At 66.3% G+C, this 15,984-nt stretch carries 16 protein-coding genes; 7 read left to right on the forward strand and 9 right to left on the reverse strand.

Going from position 1 to position 15,984, the window contains the following annotated elements; translation table 11 throughout:
- Positions 1 to 3: 3 nt before the first annotated feature.
- Positions 4 to 1,539, reverse strand: coding sequence for an MFS transporter (locus J4030_RS06830; protein WP_208048467.1), 1,536 nt, complete (start codon positions 1,537 to 1,539; stop codon positions 4 to 6).
- Positions 1,540 to 1,612: 73 nt separating this feature from the next.
- Between J4030_RS06830 and J4030_RS06835 the strand changes: the two genes are divergently transcribed.
- From J4030_RS06835 to J4030_RS06865, 7 genes are all read left to right on the forward strand, one after another.
- Positions 1,613 to 2,212 (forward strand): TetR/AcrR family transcriptional regulator, encoded by a 600-nt coding sequence (locus J4030_RS06835; RefSeq protein WP_208048468.1) that lies wholly within the window; start codon positions 1,613 to 1,615, stop codon positions 2,210 to 2,212.
- Positions 2,213 to 2,335: 123 nt separating this feature from the next.
- On the forward strand, positions 2,336 to 2,965 hold the full coding sequence (locus tag J4030_RS06840; protein ID WP_208048469.1) for a DUF998 domain-containing protein: 630 nt from the start codon (positions 2,336 to 2,338) through the stop codon (positions 2,963 to 2,965).
- Between the two features lie 54 nt (positions 2,966 to 3,019).
- Entirely contained in the window at positions 3,020 to 3,805 is a 786-nt protein-coding gene (locus J4030_RS06845) for an LLM class flavin-dependent oxidoreductase (RefSeq protein ID WP_208048470.1), read from the forward strand.
- A gap of 224 nt (positions 3,806 to 4,029) precedes the next feature.
- Complete coding sequence (locus J4030_RS06850) at positions 4,030 to 5,790, forward strand: DEAD/DEAH box helicase (RefSeq protein ID WP_208048703.1); 1,761 nt, start codon at positions 4,030 to 4,032, stop codon at positions 5,788 to 5,790.
- Between the two features lie 227 nt (positions 5,791 to 6,017).
- Positions 6,018 to 7,175, forward strand: a complete 1,158-nt coding sequence (locus tag J4030_RS06855) for a DUF4238 domain-containing protein (protein ID WP_208048471.1) — start codon at positions 6,018 to 6,020, stop codon at positions 7,173 to 7,175.
- A gap of 187 nt (positions 7,176 to 7,362) precedes the next feature.
- Positions 7,363 to 8,430, forward strand: coding sequence for a hypothetical protein (locus tag J4030_RS06860; RefSeq protein ID WP_208048472.1), 1,068 nt, complete (start codon positions 7,363 to 7,365; stop codon positions 8,428 to 8,430).
- A 143-nt stretch (positions 8,431 to 8,573) separates the two neighbouring features.
- Positions 8,574 to 9,164 carry a hypothetical protein gene (locus J4030_RS06865; protein ID WP_208048473.1) on the forward strand — a complete coding sequence of 197 codons (591 nt, stop codon included), beginning with the start codon at positions 8,574 to 8,576 and terminating at the stop codon, positions 9,162 to 9,164.
- A gap of 154 nt (positions 9,165 to 9,318) precedes the next feature.
- On the opposite strand, the gene J4030_RS06870 is transcribed toward J4030_RS06865, so the two are convergent.
- From J4030_RS06870 to J4030_RS06905, 8 genes are all read right to left on the reverse strand, one after another.
- A complete protein-coding gene (locus J4030_RS06870; RefSeq protein ID WP_208048474.1) occupies positions 9,319 to 10,317 on the reverse strand; it encodes an ImmA/IrrE family metallo-endopeptidase in 999 nt (332 codons plus the stop codon).
- Positions 10,314 to 11,015 (reverse strand): helix-turn-helix domain-containing protein, encoded by a 702-nt coding sequence (locus tag J4030_RS06875; protein ID WP_208048475.1) that lies wholly within the window; start codon positions 11,013 to 11,015, stop codon positions 10,314 to 10,316. Before J4030_RS06875 ends, J4030_RS06870 begins: the two co-directional genes overlap by 4 nt.
- A complete protein-coding gene (locus J4030_RS06880; protein ID WP_208048476.1) occupies positions 11,008 to 11,592 on the reverse strand; it encodes a sigma-70 family RNA polymerase sigma factor in 585 nt (194 codons plus the stop codon). The genes J4030_RS06875 and J4030_RS06880 overlap by 8 nt, the downstream gene beginning before the upstream one ends.
- Positions 11,589 to 13,283, reverse strand: coding sequence for a hypothetical protein (locus J4030_RS06885; RefSeq protein WP_208048477.1), 1,695 nt, complete (start codon positions 13,281 to 13,283; stop codon positions 11,589 to 11,591). The genes J4030_RS06880 and J4030_RS06885 overlap by 4 nt, the downstream gene beginning before the upstream one ends.
- Positions 13,280 to 13,729, reverse strand: a complete 450-nt coding sequence (locus J4030_RS06890; protein WP_208048478.1) for a hypothetical protein — start codon at positions 13,727 to 13,729, stop codon at positions 13,280 to 13,282. Before J4030_RS06890 ends, J4030_RS06885 begins: the two co-directional genes overlap by 4 nt.
- A 55-nt stretch (positions 13,730 to 13,784) precedes the next feature.
- The gene (locus tag J4030_RS06895) at positions 13,785 to 14,204 is read right to left on the reverse strand and encodes a hypothetical protein (RefSeq protein WP_208048479.1); all 420 of its coding nucleotides are present in this window, start codon (positions 14,202 to 14,204) and stop codon (positions 13,785 to 13,787) included.
- A 6-nt stretch (positions 14,205 to 14,210) separates the two neighbouring features.
- Positions 14,211 to 14,546, reverse strand: coding sequence for a hypothetical protein (locus J4030_RS06900; RefSeq protein WP_208048480.1), 336 nt, complete (start codon positions 14,544 to 14,546; stop codon positions 14,211 to 14,213).
- Positions 14,547 to 15,204: 658 nt separating this feature from the next.
- Positions 15,205 to 15,657: a hypothetical protein gene (locus tag J4030_RS06905; protein WP_208048481.1), complete on the reverse strand. Its 453-nt coding sequence runs from the start codon at positions 15,655 to 15,657 to the stop codon at positions 15,205 to 15,207.
- Positions 15,658 to 15,984 lie beyond the last annotated feature (327 nt).

The following is a 15,984-nucleotide window of genomic DNA, read 5'->3' on the forward strand; positions in this document are numbered from 1 at the left end:
CGGTCACTGAGCCACCCGGTCGCCCAACGGCGCGGGACGAGGCGCGCGCGCCGGTCGTACGAGGGCCGATCCGGCCAGAGCGAGAGCCGCGACGGCCAGCAGGGCGGCGCCGGCGACCAGGCCGTGCTGGATGCCGGTGGTGTACGCCGTGAGCGCGGCAACACGCACCTGCGGCACCGGCGCGTGGGTGCCGGCCGCCGCGGAGTCGAGCACCAGGTGACGCACCTGCGGCGGGATCATCCGCAGATCGAGGTGGTCGCGGTAGGCGGAGGTCGCCACGCTCGACAGCGCCGCGATGCCGATGGCACCGCCGAGCTCGCGGGCCAGGTCGTTAACGGCGGAGGCGACTCCCTGCTGAGCCTTCGGTAGCGCGGTGGTGATGGCGGTGGTGGCGGCCGGCATCGCGAGCCCTCCCCCGACACCCAGCACGAACAGCCCGATCGCGACGACCCAGTACGACGTGCCGCCGTCCGCGCTGGACAGCCACCAGAGCGCGACCGCCATCGTGCCCAGCCCGAGAGCACTCTGTGCCCACTGGCCGAGGCGCCCCTCGAGGCGCGGCGCGAGTCCCCGCGCGGCGGGCATGAGCCCGAGCGGCAACGGCAGCATCGCGCACGCCGCTTCGAGCGGACTGTCGCCGCGCACCAGCTGCAGGTACTGCAGGAAGAGCAGGATGAAACCGAAGAAGCCGAAGAACATGGCGGCCAGCGACAGCGATCCCGAGGAGAAGCCGACGTTGCGGAAATGCTGCAGCGCGAGCAGCGGTCGGGACGCGCGCGATTCCCAGATCAGGAAGAGCGCGCCGACGAGCACGGAGGCGCCGACGATGGCGAGCGTGGACGCCGAGGTCCAGCCCTGGGTGGGCGCCTCGACGATCGCGTAGACCAAGAGGACGAGGCCGCTTACCGACAACAGGGCCCCGACCGGGTCGTTCGACGCCTCGTCCGGCGCGGCCGACTCAGGGACGGCGAGGACGACGCCGATCAGGGCGACCACCGCCATCACGGCACTGGCCACGAAGACGGCGTGCCACTGCCACTGCCACTGCCGCAGCACCAGTCCGGCGATGAACAACCCGAGGACCGCGCCCGCGGCCGCGACGCCGGCCCACGTGGCCACGGCCACCTCGCGACGTTCCTTGGGAAACGACGCGGTGATCGTGGACAGCGTCGCCGGCATCACCAGCGCTGCTGCGACGCCCATCGCGGCCCGCACGACGATGAGGGTCGTGGTGTCGTCCCGGACCAGCGGCACCAGACCGGCGACGGCGAAGATGGCCAGCCCGACCATCAGCGTCCGGCGGCGGCCGAACCGGTCGCCGAGCGCGCCGGCGGGCAGCAGGAGCGAGGCGAACGCCAGCGCGTACGCGTCGACGATCCACGTCAGTTGCGTCTCCGACGCGTGCGTGTCGACCGCGATCGACGGCAGCGCGGAGAGCAGCGACGACACGGCCGAAACGACGGTCGCTAAGGCCAGCAGGATGACCGGCAGGGTGGCTCTGCCCTGGTGGTGAGGGGTTGTGGGGGTGGGGTGTGACATGGCGGGTCCTGTCCGAGGTGCGGGTGTGTGCGACGCGTTGCACTCTCCGACCCGGCGGCGCAGGATGTCACGGGTGGTGAATAAATCTGCTGGCCGACCACGCGGTGGCAGCGATGCCCGGGAGCGCATCCTCGCTGCAGCTCGGATGCGGTTCGAGCAGGACGGGTACGCCGCGGTCTCGGTGCGCTCGATCGCCCGAGAGGCGGGTGTCGACCACTCCCTGGTGAATTACCACTTCGGGAGCAAGGAAGCGCTCTTCGGCCACGTGCTGGCGATCGGGCTGACCCCCGGCGAGGTGATGGACCGGGTCTTCGCGGCCGGCGACGATCACCTCGCGGAGCGGTTGGTGGCGACGGCCGTGACGGTGTGGGATCAGCCGGTCTTCAGCGGTCCGCTGCTCGGCGTGCTGCGCTCGGCTGACGGTGACGCCGGTCTGCGGCAGACGCTCGCCACCTTCATCAGCACCGAGGTGCACGGCCGGCTGCGCGAGCACATCGGCGGGCCGGACGCGTCGGCGCACACCACCGCCGTGGTCACCGTGATGGCCGGGCTGATCTTTTCCCGGTACGTGCTCGCTGCCGAACCGATGGCGTCGATGAGCCGCGAGAAGATCGTCGCGACTCTGGCCCCCATGCTGGCCCCGCACCTGGGTCGACGGTCATCGAGTCGGTAAGGGACACGGCAGCCGACTTGTGGGAACGTGCGCGCGCTATAGAGCGCGCGAGTTCTTACAACGCGCTACGCCGGCCGGCCACGTCGATACGGGGTCAGAACGAGCGCTCTCTACTGTGACCTGATGAAGACAGCCTCGGAGGGGAACGACGACCGGGTCACCGGGTCCGCGCTCGAGCGCTGGGGAGCGCTGGCACTTCTCGTCCGGCCGGCGTACATCGGCACCGAGTTCGTGGTCGCTGCGGCGACGAAGGGCGGCTACAGCTTCCTGGCTGACTCGGTCAGCCGGCTCGGTGAGATCGGGTGCTCGCCGGCGTACTGCTCACCGCGTCACGAGGTGATGAACGGCTCCTTCATGACGTTCGGGGCGCTGCTGGCCGGCGGCGCGGCCCTGCTGTCACGGCCGCTGGGGCCGTGGGCCGCCGGGCTGCTCGTGGTCTCCGGGTTGAGCTCGGTCGCCACCGGCCTCGCGCCGCTGGACCAGGACGGCACCCTGCACGCGATCGCCGCGACGCCGCTCTTCGTCGCCCAGCCGATCGCGCTGATCGTCCTCGGAGTCCGGGTGCGCGACGAGCAGCCGCGCTTCGGCCGAGCGCTCATCGCAACGGGTGCCGTCACCGCTGCCGCGGCCGTCGCATTCGTCACCACCGGAGACAGCCCGGTGTCAGGTGGACTCGAACGCCTTGCGCTCTGGCCGGTGCTGCTCGGCACGGCGGCCTTCGCATGGACGCGGCTCTCGCGTCGCGGCCGATAGAGGCTCGCCCCAAGCGGCACCGTCCGTGCTCAGCTGCGTCGGCATGATGGTGGCATGACCACGCGCCGCGGGCTCTTCGTCGCCCCGTTCGATGCCCTGGCCGACCCGCGGGTGGTCGGCGACCTGGCCGCCAGCGCCGAGGCCGCCGGGTGGGACGGCTTCTTCCTCTGGGACCACCTGCAGTACGGCGATCGTGTCGACGCGATCGCCGACGTGTGGACCTGCTGCGCGGCGGTGGCGATGCGGACCGAGCGGCTGCTGTTCGGCCCGATGGTGACCCCGCTGGCGCGGCGTCGGCCGCAGGTCCTCGCTCGGCAGGCAGCCAGCTTGGCGGTGCTCTCGGAGGGCAGATTCGTCCTCGGCCTGGGGCTGGGGGACGACGGGTTGGGCGAGTTCAGCGCGTTCGGCGACGAAACGGATCCCAAGGTGCGCGGCCGGATGCTCGACGAGGGGCTGGAGGTCCTGACCGCGCTGCTGACCGGCGAGCCGGTCGATCACGAGGGGACTCACTACACGGCCCACGACGCCCGCTTCCGACCCGCTGCGAACGTGCCGGTCTGGCTGGCGGGCCGGTTCGGCAACCGGGCACCGATGCGCCGGGCCGCCCGATATGACGGCTTCTTCGTCATCGGGTTGGACGGGCCACCGGACCTTGATGAGGTCACCGCTGGTCTCGCCACGCACGACTCGGCCCCCGGATTCGACGTGGTGCTCGACCTCCAGCCCGAGCAGGACCCAGCTCCGTGGCTCGACCGCGGCGCGTCCTGGGTACTTACCCGAATCGGGCCATTCGACCTCGATCTCGCCGAGGTCCGGAGAATCGTCGAAGCGGGTCCCTGAACCAACCGTCACAGGCCGAGTCCGCCGGTGACACTCGTGAGCCCAGGGGACCCCGGAGCTCCCGACTCATCAGCAGACCCGGATGCGGCGGAGTGGGGCACTCGCGGCGACGTCACCGGTGTCGTGAGCCGGGCCACCACGACGCCGTATCGGCTGCCGGCGCCCGCACCCACTACCGTCGACGGGTGAGCGATGCAGCAGACGAGGCCCCAGCGGCGCGTGAGATGCCGACCTTCGCCGAGCTCGGGTTGCCCGAGAAGGTGCAGGCCGTGCTCCGCGAGGTGGGTTACGAGACCCCGTCGGCGGTGCAGGCCGCGACCATCCCACCGCTGCTCGAGGGCCGTGACGTCGTCGGCGTCGCGCAGACCGGCACCGGCAAGACGGCGGCGTTCGCGCTGCCGATCCTGTCCCGCCTGGACCTGACGCAGAAGACGCCGCAGGCGCTCGTGCTCGCCCCGACGCGCGAGCTCGCACTGCAGGTGTGCGAAGCCTTCGAGAAGTACGCCGGCCACCTCAAGGGCGTCAAGGTCCTGCCCGTCTACGGCGGCCAGGGGTACGGCGTACAGCTCTCCGCGCTGCGCCGCGGCGTCCATGTGGTCGTCGGCACCCCCGGCCGGATCATGGACCACCTCGACAAGGGCACGCTCGACCTGACCGAGCTGCGCTTCCTGGTCCTCGACGAGGCCGACGAGATGCTCAAGATGGGCTTCGCCGAGGACGTCGAGACGATCCTGGCCGACACCCCCAGTGACAAGAACGTCGCGCTGTTCTCGGCCACCATGCCGGCTCAGATCCGCCGACTGTCGAAGAAGTACCTCAACGACCCCGTCGAGATCACCGTCAAGGGCAAGACGTCAACGGCGGCCAACATCACCCAGCGCTACCTCACGGTCAGCTATCCGCAGAAGGTCGACGCTCTGACCCGGATCCTCGAGGTCGAGAACTTCGAGGGCATGATCGTGTTCGTCCGCACCAAGAACGAGACCGAGACCCTGGCCGAGAAGCTGCGGGCCCGGGGATTCTCGGCTACGGCCATCAACGGCGACGTGGCCCAGAACGTCCGAGAGCGGACCGTGAACCAACTCAAGTCCGGCGCCCTCGACATCCTGGTGGCCACCGACGTCGCGGCCCGCGGCCTCGACGTGGACCGGATCAGCCACGTCATCAACTACGACATCCCGACCGATATCGAGTCCTACGTGCACCGCATCGGCCGCACCGGCCGGGCCGGGCGCAACGGCGACGCGATCTCGTTCATCACCCCGCGGGAGAGGTACCTGCTCAAGCACATCGAGAAGGTGACTCGCCAGCCGCTGACCCCGATGAGCTGGCCCAGCGTGGAAGACGTCAACTCCACGCGCCTGGCCCGGTTCGACGACCAGATCAGCGAGGCGCTGCAGGCAAGGGACCGGATCGAGGGCTTTCGAGACATCGTGGCCCACTACGTCCGCGAGCACGACGTGCCCGAAGTCGACGTCGCCGCCGCGCTGGCCGTGGTGGCCCAGGGCGAGGAGCCGCTGCTGCTCGACCCGGTCGCCGAGAAGTCGCGGCACACCGAGCGACCGGCCCGTGGCGAGCGGCCCGAGCGCGGCGCCGGCACCAAGCCCGGCCGGAGAGATCGCGCCGAGCACGGCGACCGGCCCGAGCGCGGCGCCAAGCACGAACGGCGGGACCGGCCCGGCCACGTGACGTTCGCGAGCTACCGGATCAACGTCGGCAAGCGGCACAAGGTGGAGCCGCGCCAGATCGTCGGCGCCATCGCCAACGAGGGCGGCCTGAGCCACAGCGACTTCGGCAACATCGCGATCCGGCCCGACTTCTCGCTCGTCGAGCTGCCGGCCGACCTGGCCCCCGAGGTCTGGGACAAGCTGCGCACCACCCGCATCTCGGGCCGGCTGATCGACCTGACCAAGGACGAGGGCCCGCAGGGGTCCGCGGAGTTCTCGCGAGGCCGGCCGGCCCGCAAGCCCCGCCACAAGGGCTGACCGGGTCGGCTGCACCGGCGCATCGGCCCCAACAGGGTCAGTGTGCGGGACCGGCTGACCTCAGCAGCTTCGCTCAGCGCATCAGGACCGTTCCGGCAAATGCGTCGCCGGCCACGGTTGGACGTCGCATCTGCGCCCCTTCGCTGCCGTATGACGCACGCCGTCGAACAACCCGACACGTTTCTTTCGCGACGTGCCTCGTTGATGCGTCCGTCTACAGTGAGGTGGTGTTTGAACGCTCGGCCCTAGAAGGCCTCAAGCAGTTCGAGCGCCGCGAGGGGCTTGATCCCGCCGGATGGCAGATAACCGGCAGATACCGCAATCCGTGGGGTCGTGTACCCATGACTGCGGGCGGGAAGTCCCTGGGTGGCGGCTCGCGCGAGTACATGGATCGGCTCCTTGCGACGCAACGACAGCCGGACCCAATGAGCCGTCGGCACCACTACGTTCCGAGGACCTACTTGAAGCGGTGGTCGTTCGACAACCGGCGGGTGTGGAGCTTGGACACAGTCGCTGGGCGCTTACGGCCTCTGTCGGTTAACGACGTGTGTGTGGAAGAGAACTTCTACCGCGTCATCGGTCCGGACGGGGAGGCGCACAACCGGGTGGAGGCAATGTTCGGGATTGTCGACACCGAGTTGCATCGTATACAGGCTCTATTCGACAGTCTCGACGACCCGGAAGAGCTCGAGTTTGACGACCTTATTGGCTTGGGGGTCACTGTTGCGGTCCAGCGAATAAGGACCGCACAACAGCGTCGTCTTCGATTGCAGCAGGACGCGTGGATGGTGGCACAGGACCCGGAACGATTCAGGTCCATATCCGATCCATTGAATCCACTCCGTGTCGCGAGTATCCACACCGAACTACTCTTCACGAGCATGTGGGAGGCGGCTGACGTCATGACCACACGCTCGATCGAGGTGTGGGATGACCCCCGCGGCCGGTTCTGGACCTGCGATGCCCAAGTTCTGGTGCCGTTCCAAAAGAACACGAGACCGAACCTAGCGTCGGCCCGGCACATCCTGTGGCCAATCAGTCCGCGCAGAGTCGTCGCCCTGACTAACGTGCCGTCGGGCGAGAAGGCCGTCATTCATCCTGCGACGGCCAAGGAGCGTGGCCTAGTGCGGGAGGCGGTCGAGCAGGGTCGCGAGCGATGGATTTTCGCGTCAGCTGATCAGTCTGGTCACCTTCCGCGGAGGAAGAGGTTCCGTCGACGGACCCAGATCCGGTTGCGGTGTTCCCATTGGACGCCACAGGGTCGCCTTGTAGACCCGCCGGGGTGTTGCGTCGAGCAGGCTGAGGGTTTCAGCGCCGGCCCGGATGTCGCTCTGTGCAACCAAGGCTTGCATGTCGACGCACCGTCTATGTGGGATTACGGCTGAGGGTGTGCTTGGTGTCGGCTAGCTGGTGCGGGTCCGACTGCCGCCTGGATGTGGCTGTCAACGTCACACCGAGCGTAACGCGGCGGAATGGGGCACCTCCTGTGGTCGAGCGATCACCGGTGACCGCAGCCGACCTGCGTGGCCAACGGAGCCGACAATTGTCGGTAGCGTGCGGCAGGATCACTGCGTGACCGACGAGCCGCAACCAAGAGTGCCCCCAGTGCTTCCCACGTTGGCATCAGCTGGCTACGAGCGCCGCCGCCATGGCGCCCTTCGCGTCGCGCTCTGGGACACCGACTACCTACTGAATCAGGTGCGGGCCAGCACGGCGCCCCTTACATCGGTCCGTGCAGGGTTCTCAGGTGTTCAGCTTAGGCAATACGCATCGCATCATGTTCTGACCGAGCTCTATCGTGACGACGGTCACGGCCATCCGACTAAGTGGCACAAGTTGAGCGAACAGCATGAAGCGAGCAGCGCACCGGCACCGCCCGACATCTTTCGCGCTGCCTTCGAGACAAAGTTCTTGCCAGGGATCAGCTTCGTCGAGATGGGCGATCTGTTCGCCGACCACCCGCTGGCTCTCGCCGTTGGTGCTGTACGCAACGGCAAGGGCGCCAGTGACATCCCAACGGCTCAACTGGCCGTGCTCCTGTCGCGGCTGCGGCCGGTCGCGTACTCCCACGACGAACACCTGTACAAGTCGAGGGTCGCTCCGCGCCCAGCAAACCTGCGGTCGGTCCAAAACGCTGAGCACTATGTCGCACAAGGCGAGCACGTACAGCTCGGAGCCGCCGGCTTGAGCGCCGCTGCCATCGCTGGCATCGACTTCCTTGCGCGAGCCGTGGGGAGCAGACTCGGCTCGCCAGACTGGCTAGCTCGACTGCTCTACCTCGGGGTGGGCACCGCAGCACTCTCGAGTCGGACGCGACGCGAAGCCGTCGGCCAACTGCTGTTGCCCATCGGGGAGTTCGTTCTTGAACAAGTCGAGCGGGGCCATGAGGCGCTCGCTCACCTTGATGAGCACGCCGTCGATGTCGCCCCAAGTGACGCCGTCGAAGCGCGGATCGCGGAGGTGATGGTTCTGCGAACATCAGAGGGCCCGCTCCTTGCTCGCGAAATTCAAGACGCCGTCGCGAGCTGTGATTCGGACCTGGACACCATCCCCTCGCTACATGAGTTGCGGGTGGTCCTCGAACGCTCCCAGTGCTTCATCGAGGGACCGCGATGGAGATACTCCCTCGGCCGCCGCTAGGAGGGCTTCTGACGCGACGCGGACGGTACGGGGCGGAAGGAAGTGCGCTGCCCGCGATATCAGCCGGCACCTTTGCGATTGCGGGCGAGCCGTTCATTTACTCTCACATCATCGATTCGTGCGAGCACCTTAAGGAGGCAGGGATGACGGGCGTTGGCTTCATTCGGGCGTATGGCCTTCATTGGGCCTGGGACGAGGTTCATCACAGGGAGCTATGGGGCAAGCGGGGCCGCAGCATCGCGACGCATCGGTTGACAAACTTCTGGGAGCAGACTGGCATATATGTGTTGCATGATCCCTGGGGTGCATACTATGTGGGCCAGGTGGCCGAGCAAATGATTGGTGAGCGTCTGACTCAACATTCCAGGCCCAAACTCAGCAGCGGGAAGGATAATCCTCACTATAAGAAGTGGACTCACTTCTCATGGTTTGGATTCCATGCCCTGTTGCTGCCGAGGCAACCAACTGGGATCACGCTCGTTAAGGAAAAGCGACCCGAGGCGCTACTCGCGAACATCGGGAACACGATCAACGACGTGGAAGCCCTTCTCATGATGACGCTCGGCACCACGCGCGTTGGCAACAAGCACTCGGAGAAGTTCACAAGTGCGGAGCAGTGGGATCAGGTGACCCTGCATGAACTCCCGGCAGCTATGGAGTTGGCTAAGAGGCAGGCCGTGGAAGTTAAATCCGGGGTGCGACGATGGCCCGCAGCGTCGTCGGGACCACTGTGATGGCTCTTCTCGGACTCAGCCGAGGTCCTTAGTTCGATACGGGCGCGTGTTCGACCTGTCCCGCAGGCGGCGAAAGGACGCACCACGACTCGTCGGTCCAGAGATGGTGAAGCAGGCGTCAACACATCCAGTCAACGATTTCCCTGGGATTGAGCTACCGGCATTCGCCGCACACGCCGTTCTCAAGCTCGGGTGCTTGGAGGAAGCACTTGATACATGTGCCTTGGGCTCGGTCGCGTCGTGGGCAGTCGCACTCTTCGCACTTCGGGCAATACTGGCGCCCGCACGTGGTGCAGGGCCATCCGAATGCCCGACCGACGTATCCGCAGTGACAGCGGATTCCGAGGCGAGGTGCCTTTGACATCGCGGGTGGGGCATGACCTCCGTGGAAGACTTCCACTCCCCAGAGGTCAGTGGTGCTGAAGATTGCGTATAGCCGCTTCTCGGTAGCGGTGGCGCTCACGTAGTACTCCTGTATGCGCATCCATTGGTCGGCCCAGAACGTCTTTCGCGTCGCCGTTTCACCTGGTCGGAGCATCAGCAACGGATGGTTAACTGGAACTTCGGTGTTGCGCCAGGGGTAGACAGTTAGGTCGTCGCCACGCAGGGCTGAGTGAACGACCCGGCCGATGGCGCGATCAATGATGACGACCGCCCCTGAAGACAGGCGGTTCGACAGGGCGATCGCGCATGCCGGGCCACTAGCGACCGACCGGGCAACAAGCGCCTTTAGGTCTTCGCCCGTGATGGGGCCGGTGCCGACGACGTCATCAACCATGCGCTCGGGAATGGCGAGATCAGCGGCGATCTCCTCACAGAGGCGCTCCACCTCCGAGTCCGGGTTGTCACGATCGGCCAGCCAGTTGAGCGCATCCTCGTCGCGTTCGACGAGAATGTGTCCAACCTCGTGAAGGAGTGTGAAGTTCTCTTTTTTCGAGCCAGGGGTCGGCGAGTACATGACTGTGCTGTGCTCTGCGAAGGACAGCCCGTCGCATAAGCCGCCCGCGCCTCGCTGAGAGGTGAGCGTCGGTTCCGCAACCACGGTGTAGCCCAGGCTCTTGATGCCAGTGATGGGGTGGCTGGCAATGGCGGCACGTTGTCTCGGCTTGATGGCCTCGACGAGGCGGCGTGCGTGGTCGCGACGAGTGCTCACGCCGGGTCCTGGAAATTGGGCAGGTTTTTGAGGTGCTGAAGGATCGCCAGGAGTGTCTGGGGTGTCGCGGATGTGGCGTTGCGTTTGCCAGCGGTGGCAAGCAGTCGTTTTGAATGTTCAGCGAGTCGTTCGACGGGCACGTTACTTTCCCGGGACCATTCATCCAGGAACGCGGCGATGATCGCGTCGTCGAAGAGGACGTCGAGGGTATGAGCCGGCCGCGTGATGGCCGTCAACATCGAGTCAGCGTCGGCGCTGAGGATTTCGGCGACAGCGTTGATGATTGCTGGTGGCGGATTGAGCTTGTCGCGTTCCCATGAGAAGACAGTGTTCGTGGTCACGTTCCAGCCTCGTTTGTTAAGGCGCTGTGCCAGGTCGCCGACAGTGAGGCCTACTGACTTTCGGATGGCGGCGAGCTGGCGGCCGTTGATGAGAACTGCCGGATCTTCCACGAGGCCAAGCATCTGGGCGATCGGGTCATCTATTCGAACTGGTGCCGGTCCGCTTTGGTCCCTCTCGGCGTCGAGCTCGGCGAGTGCTCCTGGAAGTCCAGGTGCCCACTCTGCGATGGCGGCGATCAAGTCACGTTCGTCGTCCGTGAGGTCGGCGGACGTCCGGTGCCCGGCCACTGTGTCGATCAGTGCTTCGACGAACGGGTCTGTCGCGGGCGACGTCTTCTCGTTGTTCGGGTCATTCATCCTTCGTCACCTCCTCATGACACTTCTTGATGATGGTTCTGAGCTGGTCGCCGACTCCCTGACCGGTGACGCCGAGCTCTTCGCCGATCTGCTTGTTCGTCTCTCCGTTCAAGACGTGCCGGACGATCATGACCTGCCGTTCGGTCAGGTTCTCGACAGCTGTGTTCAGTTTCTCCTGCCGCCGACGCGCGAGGTCCTCGGCCGCGACATAATCCCCGAGCGGGTCGTGATCGATAACGCGAGGTTCTTCGGGGTCACCGGGAGGGAATCGCTCCCGCGTCTTCTTCTCGCTGCGCACCAGGTCGATGCACCGGTTCAGGATCGCCCTGCGGAGGTAGGCGGGCCAGCCCTCGCCCCGGTCGGTGACCTTCCGCTCCTGGACCAGCTCGAGGAGATGGGCGAACAGCACGCCCATCGCCTCGTCGGCTAGGTCGGGCCGCTTGCCGTCGAAGAATCGGTTCGCAACCCTGCGCAGCCACTCGTGGTGCTGCTGGTACTGGGCGGCGATGTCGGACGGGGTGCAGACGCGCGCATCCTCACCTGGGTCATCCAGGTCGTCGGCCACCGCGTCGGTCATCCTTCAAGTATCGGCGATGCCCCCGACAGCACGGGTGAGTTATCGGCTCTGTCTACAGAGGAATCCGCCGCACGACCCACCTCAGTCGCCGGGGGGTCGCCGTACATCCTCCGATACCAGCGTCGGCGTACGCCGGAGTGGCAGATGCAGGTGCCGGTGCTGTCGGCGTGCGGTCGGCGCACGATGCCGGCCGGCAGGCCTGCGACGTCGAGGTCGACCCGTCGGTCAACAGTGGGAAGGCCGAGCATGTGCTTCACCAGCTCGGCGGCGATCAGGGTACCGGCGAACCAGGACACCTGTGGCGACGCCACCGCGACGACGTCGCTGTCACCGCTTGCCGCATCGGCACCGGCGTCGCCGCCCTGGGGACGCATCTCGGCTTCGGCGTATGCCTGACGGATCAGGTCGCTGAGCGGGGCGCTGACCAGAGCATCACGTCGCGGCGCGGGCACGCGGCCCGCCGTGATCGCCATGTCGACGTCGGAGGCCTCCAAGACGGCTCCGTCCTGGAGCAGAGCGAGCACCCGCGGGATCGGGATGCCAGTGACCTGGGAGTACACGCCGGCTTGAGTGAGTGGCGGTTCAGCACGGACGAAGTCGCAGAACGGGCAGGCGAACCCGTCGGCGAACCGCTCCCACTGCACGTGAAGTTCGGTCCCAGACACCCCGGCAGACAAGGTCGCCTTGCTGAGCACGTCGGCGACGTCGAGCCGCCCGCTAAGAGTGTCGACGCTCGAGATCACGACGCCATGCCAACCGGGTTCCTTCTTGTTGGTATTCCAGGTGGAGACGTCCGTGTCGTGAGCCTCGGCGGTAAGCCCGAGCTGCAGGAGGCGCTTGACCATCTCCGTGGACTTCTTGCCGGTCTCGCCTCCCAACAGGGCCGGGTAACGGTACGGGTTCCGGTCGGGGTCGAACACGTCCTTGTCGACCGCGGTCACCTCCAGTGCTGCGGCCAACGCCCCAGCTACCGCCGATCCGTTCAGCATCGGCGACGATGCCGTTGCGAGCAGGGCCACCGCGCTGGTGCCGACCGATCCGACGCCGAGGAACCCGATCCGCGCAACGTCGAACCCCGCGGTTGGGTGAGTGACCGGGAGGTCGGGGTCGTCGACTAGGCACAGACGGTGGTCGATCAGGTTGGTTTCAACCGACCCACTCACCTCCACGCCCGGGAAGCCCAGGTCGGCAAGGACCTTGATGAGGACCTGGCTGACCGCCAGGCACCCTGCGGCATGAAGCCCGAAGCCGTGGATGGCGCCGATCTCCAAAACGACTGGGTAGTCGGCGAGAACGACGTTCCAGTCACCGCCGCCGACGTAGACATCGCAGACGGGCTGGACGACGCCGAAACCGACCGAGATCTGTCGGGTGGCGGGCAGATCGGTGACGGGGCGCACCGGCGTCAGCCTGTGTAACAGGTCAGCCCACGATGCCGCCTGCCACCAGTTATTCGGCAGGCGACCGTCGCCAGACGAATCGACGACGACGACGCGCGGCACCAGCCGGGCAATCATGGTCACGAACGCCGCGACAGCGACGCGCGCAGCATCATTGGCGTCCGCTGCCACGGCCACGCACACTTCGGTCTCATCGAGACGGTGCAGAACCTGGATAGCCGACTCCTGCGGACCGCCGACGGTCTGGCTTCCGAGGAGCCGCAGCCGCGGGTCCTCGACCCAGGAGTTCACGACGGCTCCTCAGCGACGATCCAGCGGTCGCGATCCGGTCCAGCCATCAGCTCTTTCCAGGACCCGTCGCAGAATTGGTAGACGGCGCATGCGTCCAGGCCGCGCCGCAGGCCCAGCCCGAAGAACGGAACGACGATCGAGATGCCGCCCTGAAACGAGATGACCGGGTTAACGTCGTCGGCGGCAGAGTGGAACGCATCGCCGGGGTGGCTGTGGATGCGCGCCACGTACAAGTCGTCGGGGCCCACCGCGAGGGCGAGGTCCATCTGACCTCCCCGGGGAACCTCTACGTTGACGTTTCCGTGGGCGTCGCGGTGCGCGTTCTGCCGTGGGACGACGAGCTCAAGGCCGGTGCCCTTTTTGATCATGGCGGTGCCTTCGAGGCCGAAGGTGCCGCGGTGCTCGAAGAAGGTGCGCGCGTCCTGGAGGACGTTCGAGGTCAGCACCAATGGTGCCTCTTGGGTCGGCGGCGTCGTTGAAGGTGGCGGAGACCTGTGGTGGTTACGCATGGATGCCTGCCTTCCGGAGCAGGGATTCGATCAAGGAGTCGAGCCGCATGCTGAAGCGGTGGGAGTCCCAGCGCTCGGTGAAGTGGCTCTCGTGGGCGTAGTAGCCGCGCGTGCCGCTGACGCACACGAACGGAACGCCAAGGCTGGGATGTATCCCGAGCGGGAAGCCAGGAATCCACCGCTCCAACGCCAGAATCTGGCCACCGTCGTCGACCAGTGTCGCGTCGAACGGTTCGGAGTCGTAGCGTGCGCCGTCCAGCAGCAGGTTCCATTCGCCGTCGTCACGGGTCAGGGTCATCAAGATGTTCGACCCGTCCCGGTGGAGATCGCCGGCCAGGTCGCCTAGCTTCAAGCGGGCCCGGCCGACCTCCGCGTTGAGGAGGTCGGCCAGGACAGCCGGGTGGAGAGCCACAGCCTGCTACTTGATGAGGGTGATGCCGGCGCCGTCGACCTGGGGCTTGCGGTTGACCAGCACCAGGACGTCGCCCTCGACGATGCCGAGGTCGCCGAAGGTCGCCGACGGGTCGAGTTCGTTGTTGGAGAACCGCGGCAGGCTCAGCGAGTAGTCGCCGACGGTCAGCCAGCCCTTGGCGATGAACCGCTTCACCTCCTTGTCGGTGGCCTCGCCGACGGTGTCGGACGGCTTGACCGTCACCTTGTCGCTGTGGCCCGCCAAGGACCGACAGATGACCTTGAATGGGTGGTCGGTGTGATCCGGCTTGGACGTCGTGTCGCTCTCGGAGTGAGTGCTCACTGTGGGCTCCTTTCTGTTTGTGCCCGCTTTGCCTGATAGACGTCGTCGCGAGGGTCCGTGAAAGCCTCCTGCCGGAAGATTTTTCGCGACATGCTCGTTCCCGCGTGTTTTGGGCGATCGCGGTCGGAGAGGCCGAGAGAGGCGTGACCCGCGCACCGGGCACAGTCGAACGCATAGTCCCGCAGGACAGTGCGGTGAACGACCGGTCGGGACCCTATGGCCGCCCTCCAGCTGTGCTGCGAGCCCTAAAGATCCCGATGAACGTCAATCTGGGCGACAGGACGTGGTGGCCCGCGCGTGCTGACAAGGCAGAAGGGCGCAGGCTTCAGCCTCCGGAGAGCGTCTCGTGCGTGGGGCAGCTTCCGTGGCGCCGCGCCAGGTGCTAAGAACGATCGCACGGAAGCGAGGCGGTCGGCCGCGTCCCCTTAAGGGGGCGTTCGGGCACGTACCGCAGACAACAGTCAGACACCGCACAACGCGAAGCTCGAGGTGCAGACCGAGAACCGGCAGCTTGTATTCGATGTCGACGGGGCGCCTGCGTATCAGTCCACTAGCTCGTCTGAGGACAACGACGGATGACACTGTCGTCTCGGGATACCTGAGATTCACACGGAACTGAGGGGCCCCTCCCTAGCAAAGGGTGACCGTCACCGGCGACCTATCGCCGTTCCCAGATTTGCTTCACCAGGTCATATGACGCTGCAGCCAAAACGCCCGCACCGACTGCCGCCGCCGCCCTCTCCAGTGCTTCCTCCAACCGGCCGTCCTGGCCGTCGGTGCGCCTCTTCAACTGGCTAGCCCAGAACAGGGGGTCATCCCGGCCCTGGCTCCAGCGTTCCTGAGCCGAGGCAACCTCGGCCAACGTCAAAGTCGATTCAGCACTGTCTATTCTGGACGCGGTGAGGGACAGCCAATCCGGCTCACCATGATGACAAAGGAAGCTGACCAGATCCGTCCCACCCGAGTGACGCCATGCGCGCGCAGCCGGTAGGCCCTCGCGCTCAAGGGCGTTGGCGTGCTTGCGGTACACCTCGTGCTCCACCTCAAAAAACTTCTCGGGTTGGTAGTACCTACGCCAGCGCAGGGGTGCACCAATCTGTCGTCGCGGCATAGACGGCACCCCTATGAAAAACAGATCCCAGCGGGTGTTCGTGCTCGCGTTGAGGTAGGCCTCCGAGCCCGTAAGCTCGGTCCATATCTGAGCCTGTGGGGGAGCGAACAGTAGCGAGACCAGACGCTCCCCGAGTGGGACAGTGGCGTCAGTTGCGGCAGTAGCACGCGCTAGGACCTGATCCAGATTAAGCGCCGGAAGCATTAGGACATGGTGTCAGCGCATTGCCCGACACCACCAGCGATTCAGCGAATTGGGTCACTCGCTGGCGGGGATCCTACGTGGACGCACCGGCGGTCGTGGCTCCTGGATCTTTTTGCACGTCGT

Source organism: Allobranchiibius sp. CTAmp26, from assembly GCF_017565405.1.
Lineage (GTDB): Bacteria > Actinomycetota > Actinomycetes > Actinomycetales > Dermatophilaceae > Allobranchiibius.